The sequence below is a fragment of the Streptomyces sp. NPDC017890 genome (genome assembly GCF_044328675.1).
GTDB lineage: Bacteria > Actinomycetota > Actinomycetes > Streptomycetales > Streptomycetaceae > Streptomyces.
In genome coordinates this window covers 162644-183287 of record NZ_JBIRHU010000010.1, presented here as the reverse complement: position 1 = coordinate 183287, position 20644 = coordinate 162644, and the positions used below count along the sequence as shown (strand labels likewise).

The following is a 20644-nucleotide window of genomic DNA, read 5'->3' as shown; positions in this document are numbered from 1 at the left end:
GAAGAGACCATGTCCAAGCACACGCTCTCCGTCCTGGTGGAGAACACCCCCGGCGTCCTGGCGCGCATCACCGCCCTCTTCTCCCGCCGCGGCTTCAACATCGACTCCCTCGCCGTCGGCGTCACCGAACACCCCGACATCTCCCGCATCACCATCGTGGTGAGCGTCGAGGACTTCCCGCTCGAGCAGGTCACCAAGCAGCTCAACAAGCTGGTCAACGTGCTCAAGATCGTCGAGCTGGAGCCCGCCCAGGCCGTCCAGCGTGAACTCGTCCTGGTGAAGGTGCGCTCCGACAACGAGACGCGCTCCCAGATCGTCGAGATCGTCCAGCTCTTCCGCGCCAAGACCGTCGACGTCTCCCCGGAGGCCGTCACCATCGAGGCCACCGGCAGTAGTGACAAGCTGTCCGCGATGCTCAAGATGCTGGAACCGTACGGCATCAAGGAGCTCGTCCAGTCCGGCACGATCGCCATCGGCCGCGGCGGCCGTTCGATCACGGACCGCTCGCTGCGCGCACTCGACCGGTCCGCATAACGTCGGAAACGGGCGGTCGGCGCGTATGTCGGCCGCCCGCATTCCGAGACCCCGAAACTTCCTTCCGCCCACCGGCATACGGTGGGACGCGACACCTGCACACAAGGAGAGAACCCAGTGGCCGAGCTGTTCTACGACGCCGACGCCGACCTGTCCATCATCCAGGGCCGCAAGGTCGCGGTCATCGGTTACGGCAGCCAGGGCCACGCCCACGCCCTGTCGCTGCGCGACTCCGGCGTCGACGTGCGCGTCGGTCTGCACGAGGGCTCCAAGTCCAAGGCCAAGGCCGAGGAGCAGGGCCTGCGCGTGGTGAGCCCGGCGGAGGCCGCCGCCGAGGCCGACGTCATCATGATCCTCGTCCCGGACCCGATCCAGGCCCAGGTCTACGAGGAGCACATCAAGGACAACCTGAAGGACGGCGACGCCCTGTTCTTCGGCCACGGCCTGAACATCCGCTACGGCTTCATCAAGCCCCCGGCCGGCGTGGACGTCTGCATGGTCGCCCCGAAGGGCCCGGGCCACCTGGTGCGCCGTCAGTACGAGGAGGGCCGCGGCGTTCCCTGCATCGCCGCCGTCGAGCAGGACGCCACGGGCAACGGTTTCGCGCTGGCCCTGTCGTACGCGAAGGGCATCGGCGGCACCCGCGCCGGCGTCATCAAGACGACCTTCACCGAGGAGACCGAGACCGACCTGTTCGGTGAGCAGGCCGTCCTGTGCGGTGGTACGGCCGCGCTGGTCAAGGCGGGCTTCGAGACGCTGACCGAGGCCGGCTACCAGCCGGAGATCGCGTACTTCGAGTGCCTGCACGAGCTGAAGCTGATCGTGGACCTCATGTACGAGGGCGGCCTGGAGAAGATGCGCTGGTCGATCTCCGAGACCGCCGAGTGGGGCGACTACGTCACCGGCCCGCGGATCATCACCGACGCCACCAAGGCCGAGATGAAGAAGGTCCTCGCCGAGATCCAGGACGGCACGTTCGCCAAGAACTGGATGGACGAGTACCACGGCGGTCTGAAGAAGTACAACGAGTACAAGCAGCAGGACTCCGAGCACCTGCTGGAGACCACCGGCAAGGAGCTGCGCAAGCTCATGAGCTGGGTCGACGAAGAGGCGTAAGACCTCATGGCCGAGGGGGCCGGAGCACACCGCTCCGGCCCCCTCGGCTAACCCCGGGTAACGTCGTGGGGGCGGCGTTGTCCAACTCGTCCAGCCACGGACGGGTGATCCTTCCGCCAAGGCGCAGGACGACCTCCGCCACGCCACTAGACTGCTGACAACATACGCGTCAGGCCCACAGCGTCGTGCGTCTTCCACGCGGCCACCAACCCTCCACCGCATGCGGCCGTCGGGACGGCCGTCCGCATTGGACTTGTGAGGACTCACGTGAGCTCGAAACCCGTCGTACTCATCGCTGAAGAGCTGTCGCCCGCGACCGTGGACGCGCTCGGCCCCGACTTCGAGATCCGCCAGTGCAACGGCGCGGACCGGGCCGAGCTGCTCCCCGCCATCGCCGACGTGGACGCGATCCTGGTCCGCTCCGCGACCAAGGTCGACGCCGAGGCCATCGCCGCCGCGAAGAAGCTCAAGGTCGTCGCCCGCGCCGGTGTCGGCCTGGACAACGTGGACGTCTCCGCGTCCACCAAGGCCGGCGTGATGGTGGTCAACGCCCCGACCTCCAACATCGTGACCGCCGCCGAGCTGGCCTGCGGTCTGCTCGTCGCGACCGCCCGCAATATCCCGCAGGCCAACGCCGCGCTGAAGAACGGCGAGTGGAAGCGCAGCAAGTACACCGGTGTCGAGCTGGCCGAGAAGACCCTCGGCGTCGTCGGCCTCGGCCGCATCGGCGCCCTCGTCGCGCAGCGCATGTCGGCCTTCGGTATGAAGGTCGTCGCCTACGACCCCTACGTGCAGCCCGCCCGGGCCGCGCAGATGGGCGTCAAGGTGCTGTCGCTGGACGAGCTGCTCGAGGTCTCCGACTTCATCACCGTCCACCTGCCCAAGACGCCCGAGACCCTCGGCCTGATCGGCGACGAGGCGCTGCGCAAGGTCAAGCCGAGCGTCCGCATCGTCAACGCCGCGCGCGGCGGCATCGTCGACGAGGAGGCGCTGTACTCGGCGCTCAAGGAGGGCCGCGTCGCCGGCGCCGGCCTGGACGTGTACGCCAAGGAGCCCTGCACCGACTCGCCGCTGTTCGAGTTCGACCAGGTCGTCTGCACCCCGCACCTCGGCGCCTCCACCGACGAGGCCCAGGAGAAAGCCGGCATCGCCGTCGCCAAGTCGGTGCGCCTGGCCCTCGCCGGTGAGCTGGTCCCCGACGCGGTCAACGTGCAGGGCGGCGTCATCGCCGAGGACGTCAAGCCGGGCCTGCCGCTCGCCGAGCGCCTCGGCCGCATCTTCACCGCGCTCGCCGGCGAGGTCGCCGTCCGCCTCGACGTCGAGGTCTACGGCGAGATCACCCAGCACGACGTGAAGGTGCTGGAGCTCTCCGCGCTCAAGGGCGTCTTCGAGGACGTCGTCGACGAGACGGTCTCCTACGTCAACGCCCCGCTGTTCGCCCAGGAGCGCGGCGTCGAGGTCCGGCTGACCACCAGCTCGGAGTCCCCGGAGCACCGCAACGTCGTCACCGTGCGCGGCACCCTCTCGGACGGCGAGGAGGTGTCGGTCTCCGGCACGCTGGCCGGCCCGAAGCACCTTCAGAAGCTCGTCGCCGTCGGCGAGTACGACGTGGACCTCGCCCTCGCCGACCACATGGTCGTCCTGCGCTACGAGGACCGTCCCGGCGTCGTCGGCACCGTCGGCCGCGTCATCGGCGAGGCCGGCATCAACATCGCCGGCATGCAGGTCGCCCGCGCGACGGTCGGCGGCGAGGCGCTGGCCGTGCTGACCGTCGACGACACGGTGCCCTCCGGGGTGCTGGCCGAGGTCTCGGCGGAGATCGGCGCGACGTCGGCCCGTTCGGTGAACCTGGTCTGACGTGACCCGGGGGCGTCGCCCCCGGACCCCCGTTCGCCCTGAACGGGCTCGTCCTCACACGCCGGACGGGCTGAGCCGATCAGCCTGTCCGGCGTTTTCCGTGTCCGCCTCCTCCCGCACCCGGATGCGCCGCAGTCCCGCCGCCGCCAGTCCGGCCGCCACGACCAGCAGCAGCGCCGCGGCGAGCGCGGCACCCCGCATTCCGTCGGTGAACGCCTCCCGTGCCGCCGTCGTCAGGGCGTCTCCCGCGCGCCCCGGCAGTTCGGCGGCGACGGCCAGGGCGCCGCCCAGGGTCTCCCGGGCCGGAGCGGGAGCGTCCGACGGCATGCCGTGACGGTAGAGGGCCGTACCGATGGAACCGAGGGCGGCCATGCCCAGGGCGCCGCCGAACTCGGTGCCGGTCTCCAGCAGGGAAGAGGCCGCGCCCGCCTTCTCGACCGGGGCAGAGCTCAGGGCCAGGTCGGTGAGCTGGGACATCACGATGACGATGCCGGCGGCCAGGACACCGCACGCGGCCAGCACCAGCCACAGCGAGTCCGTGTCGGCCAGGGCCAGCAGCCCGTATCCGCCGGCCGAGATGAGGAAACCGCCCGTCACCACGTACGCGCGCTCGACGCCCCGCTGGACCAGCTGGGCGGCGACCGGTGCGGCGGCACCGATGAGCACCGACGGCAGCAGGCTCCACAGCGCGGCCTCCAGCGAGCTCTTGCCCAGGACCGACTGCAGGTACTGGGTGGTGAAGTACGCCGAGCCCATCATTCCGAAGGCCGACACGGTGTTGAGGACGAGCGCCGGGGTGAAGCCGCGGCCGCGGAAGAGGGCGGGGGGGATCATCGGCGAGGCCGAGGTGCGCTGGCGCTGCACGAACAGCGCGGCGAACAGCAGGCCGACGGTGATCGAGACGACGTACCGGACGTTCCAGCCCTCGGCGGCGAGCTCCTTCAGTCCGTAGATGACGGGCAGGACCGCTGCCATCGACAGGGGGACGCTCAGCAGGTCGAAGCGGCCGGGGGAGGGGTTCTTCGACTCGGGGAGCAGCGCCGGCCCGAGGACCAGCAGCAGGGCCATCGCGGGCAGGTTGACCAGGAAGACCGAGCCCCACCAGAAGTGCTCGACGAGAACGCCGCTCATCACCGAGCCGAGTGCGATCCCGGCCGTCATCACCCCGGACCACAGCCCGATCGCCTTCGCCCGCTGGGCGGGGTCGGTGAACATCGTGCGGACCAGCGCCATCGTGGTCGGCATCAGCGTCGCGCCGCCGATGCCGAGGGCCGCGCGGGCCGCGATCAGCGTCTCGGCACTGTGCGCGTAGGCCGCGAGCAGTGAGGCGGCGCCGAAGGCGGCCGCACCGATGAGGAGCAGCTTGCGGCGGCCGACGCGGTCGCCCAGCGAGCCCATCGTCACCAGCAGGCCAGCCAGTACGAAGCCGTAGATGTCGAAGATCCACAACTGCTGGGTGCCGCTCGGCTCCAGGTCCGCGCTGATCTCGGGGACCGCGAAGTAGAGGACGGAGACGTCCATCGAGACCAGGAGGAGCGGGAGCATCAGCACGGTCAGCGCGGTCCACTCACGGCGGCCGGCGCGGGGCGGGTTCGGTGTCATGGCGGTGACTGTACGTACGTATTATACATCTGTCTAGTACGCTCGTATAGGACAGTTGTATGGATCGCGGGGTAGAGTGGTCCGATGGGACACCGTGAGGATCTGCTCGAAGGCGCGAAGCGCTGCCTGCTGGAGAAGGGCTTCGCGCGCACGACCGCGCGGGACATCGTCAAGGAGTCGGGCACCAACCTGGCGTCGATCGGCTACCACTACGGGTCGAAGGACGCGTTGCTCGCGCAGGCGTACGTGTCGCTGGTCGAGGGGATGGGCGACGCCTTCGAGGGGGACGGAAGCGTCGTGCGCGACACCGAACCCGGCTCGGTCGAGCGGTTCCAGGGAGTGTGGGCCAACATCATCGGCACCATGCGGGAGCCCGGCTCGCTGTGGCGTCTCAGCATGGAGGTCCTGGTCATGGGCGACCGGATGCCGGAGGTGCGCGACCACCTGGCGCGCGCCCAGCGGGAGGCGGGGCGGGGGCTCGTCCCCTCGCTCATGGGGGGCCGGGAGGAGGACGTCTCGGACGAGACCGCGGACACCGTCGGCCTGTTCTACGTGACCCTGATGACGGGACTCATCGCCCAGTGGACCTTCGATCCGAAGAGCGCGCCCGAGGCGGAGCAGCTCGCCGAAGGACTGCGCCGGGTGGTCGAGGCCGTCAACCGGAGCTGATCCGCCCGTCCCGCATCTCGACCACCCGGTCCGCGACATGCCGTACGACGGCCCGGTCGTGGCAGATGAACAGGTAGCCGAGGCCCAGCTCGTCCTGGAGGTCGGCGAGCAGGTTCAGCACCCCGGCCCGCACCGAGGCGTCCAGCGCCGACACCGGTTCGTCGAGGACCAGCAGGCGGGGCTCGGAGGCGAGGGCGCGGGCGATGCCCGCGCGCTGGCACTGGCCGCCGGAGAGCTCGTGCGGGCGGCGGTCGCCGTACGCCGGGTCCAGGCCGACCCGGTCGAGCAGTTCGGCCACCCGGTCCGGGCCGTCGGCCGCATTCCAGCGGCCCTGCACCTTCAGCGGCTCGGCGACCGCGTCGCGGACGCGGTGGCGGGGGCTGAGCGAGCCGTAGGGGTCCTGGAAGACGGGCTGCATGCGAGGGCGCAGCGGCCGCAGCTCGCGCTCGGACAGGCCCGTCAGCTCCCGTCCCTCGAAGCGGACCTCGCCGCCGTCCGGCCGGCGCAGCTGGAGCACCGCCAGGGCGGTGGAGGACTTGCCGCAGCCGGAGGGGCCGTTCAGGGCGAGGGTCTCACCGGCGTCCAGGGTGAAGGAGACGTGGTCCACGGCGGTCACCGGACCGTAGCGGACGACCAGGTCGCGGACGTCGAGGAAGTCGTTCACGCGAACTCCCTGATGGGTTCGGGGATCTCGGCCGCGCGGTGGCAGGCGACCAGCCGGCCGTCCACCGTCTGCGGCACGGGGTCGGCCGTCCGGCACGGGTCCGCCGCCAGTGGACAGCGCGGGGCGAAGGCGCAGCCGGGGCCGAGGGCGTCCGGGGAGGGAGGGGTGCCGGGGAGGGCGGGGAGGCGGCGGCGTCGGGGGCCGTCCTGCGGGAGCGAGGCCAGCAGGCCCGCCGTGTACGGGGCACGCGGGCGGGACAGCACCCGCTCGGCCTGCCCGAGTTCGACCGTCCGTCCGGCGTACATCACCAGCACGCGGTCCGCGTGGCCGCGTACGACGTCCAGGTCGTGGGTGACCAGGACCAGGGCGGCACCCACCGCCTCCCGCTGCTCGGCGAGCACGCGCAGCACCTGATCGCGGCGCTCCTCGTCCAGCGCGGTGGTCGGTTCGTCGGCGACGACCACGTCCGGCTCGTTGACCGTCGCCATGGCGATCACCGCGCGCTGCCGCATACCGCCCGAGTACTCGTGCGGGTAGGCCCGCGCCAGGCGGACGGCGTCGGGGATGCCGACCCGGTCGAGGGCCGCCACCGCCCGGGCCCGGGCCTCCTTGCGGGAGACGCGGCGCACCGACCGTACGGCGGCGGCGAGCTGGTCGCCGACCGGGTGGACGGGGGAGAGGGCGGACAGGGCGTCCTGGGGGACGAGGGCGATCCGCCGCCCGCGCTCGGCGGCGAGGTCGGCAGCCCCCCGCAACCGGACGCTCCCGCTCGTGCTCGCGCCCCGCGGCACCATGCCCAGCAGTGCGCGGGCGACGAGGGACTTGCCCGCGCCCGACTCCCCGACGACGCCCAGGACCTCGCCCGGGCGCAGGTCGAAGGACAGGCCGCGCACGGCCTGTGCCGGACCGAAGGCGATACGCAGGTCACACACGGACAGCAGGGGCTCGGGTGGCATCGGCGGTCTCCTTCCGGGGAGCGGGGCGGGAAGCGGTCGTGGAGCGTGGGCCACGGCGGGAACCGCGTCCCCGTGCGAGCGCCGCTCCCGACACCGCCAGCCCCGCCAGCAGGGCGAGGGCGACAGCCGGGGCCAGGGCCGCCCAGGGGGCGCGTTCGATGTAGGCGCGGGACTCGTCCAGCAGCAGTCCCCACTCGGGGGCGGGCGGCTGTGCGCCCAGGCCCAGAAAGCCCAGGGAGGCCAGGGCGAGCGCGATGCCGGGCAGCCGGAGGAGGGCGTGGCGGGCGACCGGGGCGGCGACGGACGGCAGGACGTGCCGGGTGAGGATCCACAGCGGTGGTGCGCCGATGGCGCGTTGCGCGGTCAGGAACGCCGACGCCCGCACCTCCTGCACCAGCGCCGCCGCGTGCGCGGCCAGTGGCGGCCAGGAGATCAGCGCGACGGCGAGGGCCGCGCCGCCGGTGCCGGGACCGGCGGCCGCCGCGACCAGGATGCCGACGATCACGGGCGGCAGGGCGTTGGCGATGTCCGCCGCGCCCGCCGCGATCCCCGGGCAGAAGCCCAGCGCCAGCCCGGCCAGCAGGCTCAGCAGGCAGACGGCCGCCGCCGTGCCGACCGTCGAGGCGGCCCCGTGCCCGAGCCGGGCCAGCACGTCGCGGCCGAGCCCGTCGGTGCCCAGCGGGTACGCCCAGGAGGGCGCGGCCAGCCGGGCGGTCGTGTCCACCGCGTACGGGTCGCGCAGCAGGCCCCAGCCGATCGCCGCCAGCAGGACGGCGGCGAGGACGGCCGGGACCGCCGGGTGCGCCCGGACCGGGCGGGCCGGGGGCAGCGAGAGACCGGCGTCGCGCAGGGCGGGGCCCAGCAGCCGGCGTCGTACGAGGGCGGCCAGCGCGCCGGTGACCAGGCCCAGGGCGAGCAGGGCGAGGACGGCCCCCTGGAGCAGCGGCAGGTCCTGCGACTTGGCCGCCCCCAGCGCCGTACGCCCGATGCCGGGCACCGCGAACACCGTCTCCACCGCGACCGCGCCGCCCGTCAGTCCGACGGCGACCATCCCGAACTGCGGGACCAGCGGCGGCAGTACGCGGCGCAGCGCGGCGGCCGAGACGCGGGCACGGCTCACTCCCGCGCCCCGCCACAGCTCCACCCACCGTTCGTCCAGTACGGCGGGCAGCGCGTCCGCGACCAGCCGCCCGAGGAGGCCGCCCGCCGGGACGCCGAGCGCGACGGCGGGCAGGACCAGGTACTCGGGCCCCTGCCAGCCGGACGTCGGCAGCCACCCCAGCCACACCCCGCACACCAGCAACCCGACCGTCGCCAGCAGGAACTCGGGGACGGCGGCCGCCATCGCGGCGAACGCCCCGGCCGACCCCCGCCCCCGCACCAGTACGGGCGCCACCAGAGCCACCGCCAGCAGCACCGCTACCGCCAGCGCTGCGGCCATCAGCCCCAGCGACACCTGGAGCCCGGAGACGACGGACGGCAGGACCTCGGTCCCCGACACCCACGAGGTGCCGAGGTCGCCGCGGAGCAGCCCGCCCGCCCAGTCGCCCAGCAGGGAGAACGGGCCGGCGTCCAGGCCGAGGTCCCGGCGGATCGCGGACAGCGCCTCCTCGGTCGGCTCCTGCTCGGCGGACCGGGCGCGCAGCACGGTCAGCGCCGGGTCCCGGCCGGAGAGCCAGGGCAGCAGGCCGACGGCGGCCAGCACGGCGACGAGGGAGACTGCGCGCGTCACCCCCGCTGCGGTCGGCCTCACTCGACGTGCGTGTCGAGCGTGACCAGTTCCCGCTCGCGCGGGTCGTGGGCCGCGCCGACCACGTCGGCGGCGTCGCCCTGGATCACGCGCTCGTGCAGCATCGGCACGGCCGCGTCGGTGGCGAGCACGGCGGCTTCCGCGTCGACGACGGCCCGGCGCCGGGCGTCACCGGTCGGGGTGGTGCCCGCCTTGTGCAGGGCCTTGTCCACGGCCGGGTCGGCGAGCTGGGAGATGTTGAAGGAGCCGTCGGAGGCGAAGTCGCTGTAGAGGTAGGCGGCCGGGTCGCCGGAGTCGAGGACGGTGGCGCGGGAGAGGATGAACGCGTCGAACGCGCCCGCCAGGGCGTCGGACTCGATGTTGGCGTACTCGCGGACCTCGAGCTTCACCTGGAACCCGGCCTTCTTCAGCTGCTGTTGCAGCGCGGCGGCCACCTCGGGCAGCTCGGCCCGGTCGGTGAACGTGCCGATGGTGATGCTCTTCCCTGAGGGGTCGCCCGCCTGCGCCCGCCGCACCGGCTCGCGCAGCCCGGACGCCCACGGCAGCGCGGGCCCGAGCAGCCCCTCTGCCACGTCGGCCCGCCCCTCGTACACGCCCTTCACGATCGACTCGGCGTCGATCGCCTCCCGGGCCGCCGCCCGCAGCGCCGGGTCCGCGAAGGCGCCCTTCTCCGTGTTGAGGTACAGCGTGTTGGTGCGCGGCATCGGCACCTCGGTGATCAGCTCCTCGTCCAGCAGCGCGGCCTGCGAGACGGGCACCGCCTCGACGATGTCGGCCTCGCCGCTGCGCAGGGCGGCGGCACGCGCGGTGCCGTCCGGCACGAACGTCACGTCGATGCCGGGCGCCTTGGCCGTGCCGCCCCAGTAGTCGTCGTAGCGGTCGAGGGCGGCGGAGGAGGTGCCGTTGACCTCGGTCAGCTCGAAGGGGCCGGTGCCGGTGCCGACCGGGTCCACCGTCTTCCCCCGGTACGCCTTCGCCGCGAGGACCGACAGCTGCGGGGAGCTGAGCCGCTGCGGGACCAGGGGGTCCTCCTCGGCGGTGGTGACGACCACGGTGCCGGCGTCCCCCTCCTCCACCGTCAGCTCGACGCCGTCCAGGATGCGGGGCTTGGGGGAGGCGGTGGCCGCTTCGGTGAGGGAGCGGACGACGGCCTCGGCGGTCAGGTCGGTGCCGTCGTGGAAGGTGACGTTCTCGCGGAGGGTGAGGGTCCAGCTCCGGCCGGACTGCTTCCACTCGGTGGCGAGCGCGGGTTCGGCGTCGCCGTCCGCGTTCAGCTTCACGAGCGTCTCCGCCGTGGACCAGCGGGACAGCTTGAACGCGTCGTCGGAGAGCGGGGACAGGCCCGAGCGGGGCGGCTGCATCATCGCGACGCGGATGCGCTCGCCCCCGTCCGCGCCGGTGCCGGTGGCCTCCGTGGACGCGAAGCAGCCGGTGAGCAGGGCGGAGGCGGCGAGGGCCGCGGGGAGGGGCAGGAGGCGGGCGGGGACGCGCACGGGGTCACTCCGGGTAAAGGGCCGGTCAAAGGTTGAGCGTTGGATGACCGTAGCACGATGACAATCGTTTTCAGAAGCACTCCGGGAAGCATCCCGAGAAGCACCCCGAGGTGCCGCCCCGAGAGGCTCCCCGAGGAGCGCCCCGAGAGAAGCGCCCCGGGTGCCCGAGGTGTGGCCGAAATGCAGCCGTGACCGTGTGTCGCTGCCGTGACCGTGTGTCAGAGACGCGCGCTCTTCAGTGCCATGTGCAGCAGCAGCCGGTCCTCGCCCTCGTCCAGGTCCAGGCCCGTGAGCTGCTCGACGCGGGAGAGGCGGTAGTACAGGGTCTGGCGGTGGATACCCAGCTCGGCGGCCGTACGGCCGGCCTGGCCCGCGCGGTCGAGGTAGACCTCGGCGGTGCGGGCCAGTTCGCGGTGGGCGGGGGAGAGCAGCACGCGTACGGCGGGATCGTGGGCGGACCGCGCGGGCAACGCGGTCAGCAGGCGGAACGCCCCGATGGACGTCCACTCGGCGACCGGGCCGAACCGGCTCTCGGCGCGCGCCGCCCGGGCCGCCGCCGACGCCTCACGCCAGGCGTCCCCCAGCTCCGCCAGGCCGATGCGCGGCGCGGACACCCCAGCCGCGACCCCGGCCGCGGCCCCGGCCCCTCGGGCGGCTCCCGTTCCGGCCCCGGCTCCCGTCCCGGTCCCTCTGCCGCCTCCCGTTCCGGCCCTTGCCCCGGCTCCCGCCTCGGTCCTCGCCCCGGCTCCCACCCCGGTCCCCGTCCCGCCCGCGGTGCCGGCCCGGGCGTCGGCCGACCCGCCGGCGCTTCTCGCCCGCTCCAGCAGCCGCCCCGCCGCCGACGCCGCCGGGGCCGGCACGTCCACCGAGCGCAGCCGCACCAGCAGCGCCAGCGACTGGCCCGCGGCCCCTCCGGGCCCGAGCGCCTGGGAGGTGCCCCCCTCCCACGGCATCGTGCACAGCGCCGTCGCCCCCGGCACCGTACGGACCGACGGCGCGTCGTCGGGGCCGGCCGACGGCCAGGGGACCACGCACACCACCGCGTGCGGGGTGTCCGCGCGGGCGCCGAGCGCGGTGCGCAGTTCCGCCACGGCCATGTCCCGCTGCCAGTCCCGCTCGGCGGTCAGCACCGCCCGCAGCTCCCGGCTCAGGTCCGCGCCGTGCTGCGCCTCGTCCGCGAGGAGCGCGCCGATCCGGGCGGTGACCTCCATGGCCGCCGTCAGCTGGGGCTCCGTCGGGCCGGGCTCGGTGTCCAGGAGCCACACGTAGCCGAGGACGACGTCCCGATGGCGTACCGGCAGACAGGTGCGCCCCCGGTACACCCCCGCCTCCGGGGTCGGCGGAATGCGGACCGGGCCCCTCGCGCGGGTGATGCCGAAGCCCTCGAACCAGGCCCGGACCGCCGCCGTGGAGCGCCGGGTGAGGATCGAGCGGGTGCGCACCGGGTCCAGGGCCGAGGGGTCGAGGTCGCCCTCGCTGTCGTACGCGCCGAAGGCGATCAGCTCGAAGTCGCGGTTCTCCAGGGTCGCGGGCGCGCCCAGCAGCTCGGAGATCTCGTCGACCAGCTCCTGGTAGTCACCCCTGGAATCCGTCGTCACCCGGGCATTCTGCCGCATTTGCGCGCCTCACTCATACATCTGTCTGAGATCTGCGGCACGGATGCGTGACAGCTGTCGATGGCCGACGATCGGGAGGATCCTTAGATTTCACGGTGGTTCTCCGTGCCGTCCCCCGTTCACCGGGCAGGCGGCCTCGTGTTGGTTGGTAAGTGGAGGTGCCCCGTGCTGGGTCCCGTGATTCTCGCTGCGTCGCGCAGCGACCGGATGCGTCGTCTGGTCTCGGCCGCGCCGGTGACCAAGCCGGTCGTGGACCGGTTCATCCCCGGCGAGACGGTCGACGAGATCGTGCCGATCATCAGGGACCTCACCGACCAGGGCCTGGAACTGACGATGGACGTCGTCGGCGAGGACATCACCAACCCCGCGCAGGCCGAGGCCGCCCGCGACGCCTACCTGGAGCTGATCGACCGGCTGAAGCCGCTGGACCTCGGCACCCGCGCCGAGATGTCGGTGAAGCTGTCGATGTTCGGCCAGGCGCTGGACGGCGGCCACGAGCTGGCCCTGAAGAACGTCCGCCCGGTCGTCGAGGCCGCTGCCGAGATCGGCACCACGGTCACGCTCGACGCCGAGGACCACACCACCCTCGACTCGATGTTCGCCATCCACGACGAACTGCGCAAGGACGTCCCGCAGACCGGCTGCGTCATCCAGGCCTACCTCTTCCGCACCGAGGGCGACGCACGCCGGCTCGCCGACAGCGGCTCTCGCGTACGGTTGGTGAAGGGCGCCTACAAGGAGCCCGCCGAGGTCGCGTACCAGCAGCGCCACGAGATCGACAAGGCGTACGTGCGCATCCTGCGGACGCTGATGGAGGGCGAGGGCTACCCGATGATCGGGTCCCACGACCCGCGCCTGATCTCCATCGCGCAGGAGCTGGCCCGCACCGCCGGGCGCAAGCTCGACGAGTACGAGTTCCAGATGCTGTACGGCATCCGCGGCGACGAGCACCTGCGGCTGGCCGCCGAGGGACACCGCATGCGCGTCTACACCGCCTACGGCACCGACTGGTACGGCTACTTCATGCGCCGTCTGGCGGAGAAGCCGGCGAACCTCCGGTTCTTCGCCCGCTCGATGGTCACCAAGGGCTGAGCCCGCACCCGCTCGCACAACCCGCTGAAGTCAAGGAGCTACGGAACCCATGGACGCTGTGACCCAGGTCCCCACCCCCGTCAACGAGCCGGTGCACGGCTACGCCCCCGGCTCGCCCGAGCGTGCCCGTCTGGAGGTCAAGCTCAAGGAGCTGGCCGACAACCCGGTCGACCTGCCCTGCACCATCGGCGGCGAGAAGCGGATGGGCGGCGGCGAGCGCTTCGACGTCGTGCAGCCGCACAACCACAAGGCGCGCCTGGGCACCTACGCGAACGCCACCCAGCAGGACGCCCAGGACGCGATCGACGCCGCCCTGGCCGCCGCCCCGGCATGGCGCGCGATGTCCTTCGACGACCGCGCGGCGATCATCCTGCGCGCCGCCGAGCTCCTGTCCGGCCCGTGGCGCGAGACCATCGCCGCCTCCACCATGCTCGGCCAGTCCAAGACGGCCCAGCAGGCCGAGATCGACAGCCCCTGCGAGCTGATCGACTTCTGGCGCTTCAACGTGCACTACGCCCGAGGCATCCTGGCCGAGCAGCCCCCGGCCAACTCCCAGGGCGTGTGGAACCGCATGGACCACCGCCCGCTGGAGGGCTTCGTCTACGCGATCACGCCCTTCAACTTCAGCGCGATCGCGGCCAACCTGCCCACCGCCCCGGCCCTGATGGGCAACGTGGTGGTCTGGAAGCCGTCCCCGACGCAGACCCACGCCGCCGTGCTGCTCATGCAGCTCCTGGAGGAGGCCGGGCTGCCCAAGGGCGTCATCAACCTGGTCACCGGTGACGGCATCGCGGTCTCCGAGGTCGCCCTGGAGCACCGGGACCTCGCCGGCATCCACTTCACCGGCTCGACCAAGACCTTCCAGCACCTGTGGAAGACGGTCGGCAACAACATCGAGAAGTACCGCACCTACCCGCGCCTGGTCGGCGAGACCGGCGGCAAGGACTTCCTGGTCGCCCACCCGAGCGCCGACCGCGCCGTGCTGAAGACCGCCCTGACCCGCGGCGCCTTCGAGTACCAGGGCCAGAAGTGCAGCGCCACCTCCCGCGCGTACATCCCGGCGTCCATCTGGAACGACGGTTTCAAGGAGGAGTTCGCCGCCGAGGTCGACTACCTCACCATGGGTGACGTCACCGACCTGTCGAACTTCATGGGCGCCGTCATCGACGAGCGGTCCTTCGCCAAGAACAAGGCCGCCATCGACCGCGCCAAGGCCGACGAGACCTGCACGATCGTCGCGGGCGGCTCCTACGACGACTCGGTCGGCTACTTCGTCCGCCCGACGGTCGTCGAGTGCACCGACCCGGAGAACGAGGTCTTCCGCACCGAGTACTTCGGCCCGTTCCTCGCCGTGCACGTGTACGACGACAGCAAGGCCGACGCGTACGACGAGATGCTGACCCAGATGGAGTCGGTGTCGGACTACGCGCTCACCGGCTCGGTCATCTCGGGCGACCGCGCCGCGGCGGCCTACACGATGGAGAAGCTGCGCTACGCGGCCGGCAACTTCTACATCAACGACAAGTCGACCGGCGCCGTGGTCGGCCAGCAGCCCTTCGGCGGCGGCCGTGCCTCCGGCACCAACGACAAGGCGGGCGCCCCGCAGAACCTGATGCGCTGGACCCTGACCCGCGCCATCAAGGAGACGCTGGTCGCGCCGACCGACTACACGTACCCGCACATGGGCTGACGCCCACCCGATCCCGGACGGGCCAGGTCTCCCCCCGACCTGGCCCGTCCGACGTTTTCGCAGGTCACGGCAGAGTGACCGACGGCACTGTCTCAGATAGTAGGAAGTCCGAGTAACTGTGGAGACAGACGCTCTGTGCTCCCCTATTTTTGTAGGAGCCGAACGTCCCGCTCGATCGAGCGAATGGCGGTCGTGAGCCGGGCCCCGTGCAGGCAACCCCTGCGGCACCGCGCTCCCCGCCCTTCCGGCGTCTCCCCGCACCACTCGCTTTCCGTGCTCCCGCGCGCCGAAGGAGACGATTCCCATGGCCGAGACGACCGTCCGCCGCCGAGTCCGCCACCTCCCCCGTACCAGTGACTCCGACCGCAAGAACGCGGCCGCCGCCCTCCAGCGCTCCCTCGACCGCCGTGACAACGGCGGCGCCACCGGCCACTGAGCCGGAGGTGACAGGCCGGCGTCCGCATGCCGGACGCCGCATGTCATCCCGTGGGACGAGGGGTAGGGTGCCGTCATGTCTCGCAGCCTCAATCTCGCAGTGATTCCCGGTGACGGCATCGGCCAGGAGGTCGTGGCCGAAGGCCTGAAGGTCCTCTCCGCCGTCCTTCCGCAGGATGTGAAGCTGGAGACCAAGGAGTTCGACTTCGGCGCCCGGCGCTACCACGCCACCGGTGAGACCCTCACCGACGCCGACCTCGACGCCCTCAAGGCGCACGACGCCATCCTCCTCGGCGCGATCGGCGACCCCTCGGTGCCGTCCGGTGTGCTGGAGCGCGGCTTCCTGCTCAAGCTCCGCTTCGCCTTCGACCACCACGTCAACCTGCGGCCGTCCAAGCTGCTCCCGGGCGTCGCCACCCCGCTCGCCGGCCAGCCGGAGATCGACTTCGTCGTCGTCCGCGAGGGCACCGAGGGCCCGTACACGGGCAACGGCGGCACCATCCGCAAGGGCACCGAGCACGAGGTCGCCACCGAGGTCTCCGTCAACACGGCCTTCGGTGTCGAGCGCGTGGTCCGCGACGCCTTCGCCCGCGCGCAGGCCCGCCCGCGCAAGAAGCTGGCGCTCATCCACAAGAACAACGTGCTGACCTTCGCCGGTCACCTGTGGACGAGCGTCTTCGACAAGGTGGCCGAGGAGTTCCCCGACGTCACCACCGAGTACATGCACGTCGACGCGGCCACGATCTACCTCGTCACCCAGCCCGAGCGCTTCGACGTGATCGTCACCGACAACCTCTTCGGCGACATCATCACCGACCTCGCCGCGGCCGTCTCCGGCGGCATCGGTGTCGCCGCCAGCGGGAACATCAACCCGTCCGGCGACTTCCCCTCGATGTTCGAGCCGGTGCACGGCTCCGCGCCCGACATCGCTGGCCAGGGCAAGGCCGACCCCACCGCCACCGTCCTGTCCGTCGCCCTGCTGCTGCGCCACCTCGGCCACGACGCCGAGGCGGCCCGGATCGAGGACGCCGTCGCCGCCGACCTCGGCGCACGCGGTGACCTGCCCGCCCGGAGCACCTCCGAGATCGGCGACGCGCTCGCCGTACGAGTAGCCGGCTGACCCGGCGCACTCGAAATCCAACCTTTCGAAGCCGCCGGGTCCAAGAAACAAGGCACCCGGCGGCTTTCTCCTGCGTCCGCAAGGTGCGACCATCGAACCCTGGGCCGCATTCACCCCGCTTCATCCGTCACGGGCGGCGCGCGATAATCGAACGCGAAGCCGCGACCTGAGGGAATGCTCGGACGTCCTGGCACCGGCCACCGGCCGTACGGGCGTGACCGCGGCCCGTCACAACCAAACCGGTGAAGGACATCAACCCATGACGACGCCCACGATCGAGCTCAAGCCCTCCGCCAACCCGCTCTCCGACACAGAGCGGCAGGCGATCCTGGCCAACCCCGGGTTCGGCCGCCACTTCACCGACCACATGGTGACGGTCAAGTGGACCGAGGGCCGCGGCTGGCACGACGGTCAGCTCGTTCCGTACGCCCCGCTCTCCCTCGACCCGGCCACCATGGTCCTGCACTACGCGCAGGAGATCTTCGAGGGACTGAAGGCCTACCGGCGCCCCGACGGGTCCGTCGCCACCTTCCGCCCGGAGAAGAACGCGCAGCGCTTCCAGGCGTCCTCGCGTCGGCTCGGCATGCCTGAGCTGCCGGTGGAGACGTTCATCGAGGCGTGCGACGCGCTGGTGCGGCAGGACCAGAGCTGGGTTCCGGCGCACGGCGGTGAGGAATCCCTCTACCTGCGCCCCTTCATGATCGCGACCGAGGTCGGCCTGGGCGTGAAGCCGGCCAACGAGTACCTCTTCATCGTCATCGCCTCCCCGGCCGGCGCCTACTTCCCGGGCGGCGTCAAGCCCGTCTCCATCTGGGTCTCCGAGGACCGCGTCCGCGCCGTCCCCGGCGGCATGGGCGACGCCAAGACCGGCGGCAACTACGCCGCGTCCCTCCTCGCCCAGGCCGAGGCCGCCGCCAAGGGCTGCGACCAGGTCTGCTACCTCGACGCGGTCGAGCACCAGTGGGTCGAGGAACTCGGCGGCATGAACCTGTACTTCGTGTACGGCGACAAGATCGTCACCCCGGCCCTGACCGGTTCCATCCTGGAGGGCGTCACCCGCGACTCCCTCCTCACCGTCGCCCGCGACCTCGGCTACGAGGCCGAGGAGGGTCGTGTCTCCGTCGAGCAGTGGCAGCGTGACTCGGAGAACGGCACCCTCACGGAGGTCTTCGCCTGCGGAACGGCGGCGGTGATCACGCCGGTCGGCACGGTGAAGCGGGCCGGGGCGCAGTGGCAGCAGAGCGGGGGCGAGCCGGGCGAGGTGACGCGGCGTCTGCGCGCGGCCCTGCTGGACATCCAGCGCGGCACCGCCGAGGACGAGCACGGGTGGATGCACCGCCTGGCGTGAGGCACCCGGCGCCGGTGCGTGGCGCTGCCGGAGGCTCCGTCCCCGTCCCCCCGCTGAACGGCCTCCCTCCCGGACACCGGACGGGCTGAGTCTGCCGCCCCCGGGCCCTGCCGAAGCAGGGCGCGGGGGCGGCAGCACGTGCACCACCTTGCCCACCGTTTAGAGCAGCGCTCGAAGTCATGCCTACAGGCGGATCCATCGATGCTTCTTTTCCATGGGATCCAGGTTTAGAGTGTTGCTCGAACTTATGGATGGCAAGGAGGTGTCGCGTCGTGAGACTGACTCCCACGGAACGTGACCGGCTGCTGCTCTTCGGCGCGGCCGAGCTGGCCCGCGCCCGCCGCGCCCGCGGCCTGCGGCTGAACGTGCCGGAGGCGACCGCGCTCATCGCGGACACCGTGTGCGAGGCCGCACGCGACGGCGCCCGCCTCGCGGAGGCGGTCGAGCGGGCCCGCTCCGTACTCGGCCCGGACGACGTGCTGCCCGGCGTCGCGGACGTGGTCACCGAGGTGCACGTGGAGGCCGTCTTCGACGACGGCTCCCGGCTCGCGGTCGTCTCCGGCCCGATCGGGGGCGGACTCGGGGAGCGGGCGCCGGGCGCCCTGCTGCCGGGCCCCGGCCACGCCGAACCGGAGGCGGCGGTACACCTCCCGGTCACCAACACCGCGACCGTGCCCGTCTCCGTCACCTCCCACTTCCACTTCTTCGAGGCCAATCCGCGCCTGGACTTCGACCGCGAGCGGGCCTACGGCATGCGCCTCGCCGTACCCGCCGGGTCCTCGGTCCGCTTCGGTCCCGGGGAGAGCGCCGAGGTGGGCCTGGTGCCCATCGGCGGGCGGCGGGTCGCGATCGGGTTCGCCGGTCTGGTCGACGGGCCGCTGGACGCGCCGGGAGCGAAGGAGGAGGCCCTGCGGCGGGCGGCGGCCTGCGGATACCTGGGCGCCGCGCGACAAGCGCCGGTAGGAGGCGAACGATGAGCCGGTCGAAGGGACGCGAGGTCAGCGAGTCGGTCCACGTCGACCCCCGCGCCTACGCCGCCACCCACGGCCCCCGCGCCGGCGACCGCCTCCGCCTCGGCGACTCGGGGCTGGTGATCCGCGTCGAGTCCGACGCCCAGCGCCACGGCGACGAGTTCCTCGCCGGCTTCGGGAAGACCGCCCGCGACGGACTCCACCTCAAGGCCGCCGCGGTGCGCGAGACCTGCGACGTCGTCATCAGCAACGTCGTCGTGATCGACGCCGCCCAGGGCATCCGGAAGGTCTCCATCGGCATCCGCGAGGGCCGGATCCACGCCATCGGCCGGGCCGGGAACCCCGACACCCTCGACGGCGTGGACGTCGTGGTCGGCACGGGTACGTCCATCGTCTCCGGCGAGGGCCTCATCGCCACCGCCGGGGCCGTCGACACCCACGTCCACCTGCTCTCCCCGCGCATCATGGAGGCGTCGCTCGCGTCCGGTGTGACGACGGTCATCGGGCAGGAGTTCGGCCCTGTCTGGGGCGTCGGCGTCAACTCGCCCTGGGCGCTGAAGCACGCGTTCGGCGCCTTCGACGCCTGGCCCGTCAACATCGGCTTCCTGGGCCGGGGATCGTCGTCCGACCGGGCGCCCCTGATCGAGGCGCTGGCCGAGGGCGGCGCGTCCGGCTTCAAGGTGCACGAGGACATGGGCGCCCACACCCGCGCCCTCGACACCGCCCTGCGCGTCGCCGAGGAACACGACGTCCAGGTCGCCCTGCACAGCGACGGCCTGAACGAGTGCCTCTCCGTCGAGGACACCCTCCGCGTCCTGGAGGGCCGCACCATCCACGCCTTCCACATCGAGGGCTGCGGCGGCGGACACGTCCCCAACGTGCTGAAGATGGCCGGTGTCCCCAACGTCATCGGCTCCTCCACCAACCCCACCCTGCCCTTCGGCCGGGACGCGGTCGCCGAGCACTACGGCATGATCGTCTCCGTCCACGACCTGAAGACGGAGCTGCCGGGCGACGCCGCCATGGCCCGTGACCGCATCCGCGCCGGGACCATGGGCGCCGAGGACGTGCTGCACGACCTGGGCGCGATCGGCATCACCTCCTCCGACGCGCAGGGCATGGGCCGGGCCGGCGAGACGGTCCGCCGCACCTTCGCCATGGCCGGGAAGATGAAGGCCGAGTTCGGCGCCCCCGACGGCGGCCACGACAACGAACGCGTCCTGCGCTACATCGCCAAGCTGACCATCAACCCCGCCATCGCCCACGGCCTTTCCCACGAGGTCGGCTCCATCGAGGCCGGCAAGCTCGCCGACATCGTCCTGTGGCGCCCGGAGTACTTCGGCGCCAAGCCGCAGCTCGTCCTCAAGTCGGGCTTCCCGGCGTACGGCGTGGTCGGCGACCCGAACGCGGCCACCGACACCTGCGAGCCCCTCGTCCTCGGACCGCAGTTCGGCGCGCACGGCGCCACGCCCGCCGAGATATCGGTGGCCTTCGTCGCGCAGGCCGCTCTCGACCAGGGCGGCGACACCATGCCGACCCGGCGCCGCAGGGTCGCCGTGCGCGGCACCCGCGGCATCGGCCCGGCCGACCTGCGCCTGAACTCCCGTACCGGCGTGGTCGACGTCGCCCAGCGCACCGGCCTGGTCACCCTGGACGGCGACCCGCTGCGCTCGGAACCGGCCGACTCCGTCTCGCTCAACCGCCTCTACTTCCTCTGACCTCCTGGGACAC

17 protein-coding genes are annotated in these 20644 nt (G+C 72.2%); 11 read left to right on the top strand and 6 right to left on the bottom strand.

Going from position 1 to position 20644, the window contains the following annotated elements:
* Positions 1-9: 9 nt before the first annotated feature.
* The 3 genes from ilvN to serA all read left to right on the top strand — a co-directional run bounded on the left by ilvN (position 10) and on the right by serA (position 3507).
* On the top strand, positions 10-534 hold the full coding sequence (ilvN, locus tag ACH4F2_RS15600) for an acetolactate synthase small subunit (RefSeq protein WP_398133228.1): 525 nt from the start codon (positions 10-12) through the stop codon (positions 532-534).
* A gap of 117 nt (positions 535-651) precedes the next feature.
* Complete coding sequence (ilvC, locus tag ACH4F2_RS15595) at positions 652-1650, top strand: ketol-acid reductoisomerase (protein ID WP_030866292.1); 999 nt, start codon at positions 652-654, stop codon at positions 1648-1650.
* 267 nt (positions 1651-1917) lie between these two features.
* Positions 1918-3507 (top strand): phosphoglycerate dehydrogenase, encoded by a 1590-nt coding sequence (gene serA, locus ACH4F2_RS15590; protein ID WP_398133227.1) that lies wholly within the window; start codon positions 1918-1920, stop codon positions 3505-3507.
* A 54-nt stretch (positions 3508-3561) separates the two neighbouring features.
* Here serA and ACH4F2_RS15585 read toward each other — a convergent pair whose 3' ends face one another.
* A complete protein-coding gene (locus tag ACH4F2_RS15585) occupies positions 3562-5109 on the bottom strand; it encodes an MFS transporter (RefSeq protein ID WP_398133226.1) in 1548 nt (515 codons plus the stop codon).
* An 84-nt stretch (positions 5110-5193) separates the two neighbouring features.
* Between ACH4F2_RS15585 and ACH4F2_RS15580 the strand changes: the two genes are divergently transcribed.
* Entirely contained in the window at positions 5194-5778 is a 585-nt protein-coding gene (locus tag ACH4F2_RS15580; RefSeq protein WP_398133225.1) for a TetR/AcrR family transcriptional regulator, read from the top strand.
* Here ACH4F2_RS15580 and ACH4F2_RS15575 read toward each other — a convergent pair.
* From ACH4F2_RS15575 to ACH4F2_RS15555, 5 genes are all read right to left on the bottom strand, one after another.
* Positions 5765-6442 carry an ATP-binding cassette domain-containing protein gene (locus ACH4F2_RS15575; protein WP_398133224.1) on the bottom strand — a complete coding sequence of 226 codons (678 nt, stop codon included), beginning with the start codon at positions 6440-6442 and terminating at the stop codon, positions 5765-5767. The two genes, ACH4F2_RS15580 and ACH4F2_RS15575, sit on opposite strands and share 14 nt — an antisense overlap.
* Positions 6439-7398 carry an ABC transporter ATP-binding protein gene (locus ACH4F2_RS15570; protein ID WP_398133223.1) on the bottom strand — a complete coding sequence of 320 codons (960 nt, stop codon included), beginning with the start codon at positions 7396-7398 and terminating at the stop codon, positions 6439-6441. The genes ACH4F2_RS15575 and ACH4F2_RS15570 overlap by 4 nt, the downstream gene beginning before the upstream one ends.
* The gene (locus tag ACH4F2_RS15565; protein WP_398133222.1) at positions 7367-9151 is read right to left on the bottom strand and encodes an ABC transporter permease subunit; all 1785 of its coding nucleotides are present in this window, start codon (positions 9149-9151) and stop codon (positions 7367-7369) included. The genes ACH4F2_RS15570 and ACH4F2_RS15565 overlap by 32 nt, the downstream gene beginning before the upstream one ends.
* A complete protein-coding gene (locus ACH4F2_RS15560; protein WP_398133221.1) occupies positions 9148-10641 on the bottom strand; it encodes an ABC transporter substrate-binding protein in 1494 nt (497 codons plus the stop codon). The genes ACH4F2_RS15565 and ACH4F2_RS15560 overlap by 4 nt, the downstream gene beginning before the upstream one ends.
* A gap of 218 nt (positions 10642-10859) precedes the next feature.
* The gene (locus tag ACH4F2_RS15555) at positions 10860-12257 is read right to left on the bottom strand and encodes a PucR family transcriptional regulator (protein WP_398133220.1); all 1398 of its coding nucleotides are present in this window, start codon (positions 12255-12257) and stop codon (positions 10860-10862) included.
* Between the two features lie 165 nt (positions 12258-12422).
* Here ACH4F2_RS15555 and ACH4F2_RS15550 point away from each other — a divergent pair, with 165 nt between their 5' ends.
* The 7 genes from ACH4F2_RS15550 to ACH4F2_RS15520 all read left to right on the top strand — a co-directional run bounded on the left by ACH4F2_RS15550 (position 12423) and on the right by ACH4F2_RS15520 (position 20631).
* The gene (locus ACH4F2_RS15550) at positions 12423-13349 is read left to right on the top strand and encodes a proline dehydrogenase family protein (RefSeq protein ID WP_398133219.1); all 927 of its coding nucleotides are present in this window, start codon (positions 12423-12425) and stop codon (positions 13347-13349) included.
* A gap of 49 nt (positions 13350-13398) precedes the next feature.
* Complete coding sequence (gene pruA / locus ACH4F2_RS15545; protein WP_398133218.1) at positions 13399-15039, top strand: L-glutamate gamma-semialdehyde dehydrogenase; 1641 nt, start codon at positions 13399-13401, stop codon at positions 15037-15039.
* Positions 15040-15343: 304 nt separating this feature from the next.
* On the top strand, positions 15344-15475 hold the full coding sequence (locus ACH4F2_RS15540; protein WP_398133217.1) for a hypothetical protein: 132 nt from the start codon (positions 15344-15346) through the stop codon (positions 15473-15475).
* A 75-nt stretch (positions 15476-15550) separates the two neighbouring features.
* Positions 15551-16594, top strand: a complete 1044-nt coding sequence (locus ACH4F2_RS15535) for a 3-isopropylmalate dehydrogenase (RefSeq protein WP_398133216.1) — start codon at positions 15551-15553, stop codon at positions 16592-16594.
* Between the two features lie 259 nt (positions 16595-16853).
* The gene (locus tag ACH4F2_RS15530; protein WP_398133215.1) at positions 16854-17942 is read left to right on the top strand and encodes a branched-chain amino acid aminotransferase; all 1089 of its coding nucleotides are present in this window, start codon (positions 16854-16856) and stop codon (positions 17940-17942) included.
* Between the two features lie 272 nt (positions 17943-18214).
* Complete coding sequence (gene ureA / locus ACH4F2_RS15525; protein ID WP_398133214.1) at positions 18215-18919, top strand: urease subunit gamma; 705 nt, start codon at positions 18215-18217, stop codon at positions 18917-18919.
* Positions 18916-20631, top strand: coding sequence for an urease subunit alpha (locus ACH4F2_RS15520; RefSeq protein ID WP_398133213.1), 1716 nt, complete (start codon positions 18916-18918; stop codon positions 20629-20631). Before ureA ends, ACH4F2_RS15520 begins: the two co-directional genes overlap by 4 nt.
* Positions 20632-20644: the final 13 nt, after the last annotated feature.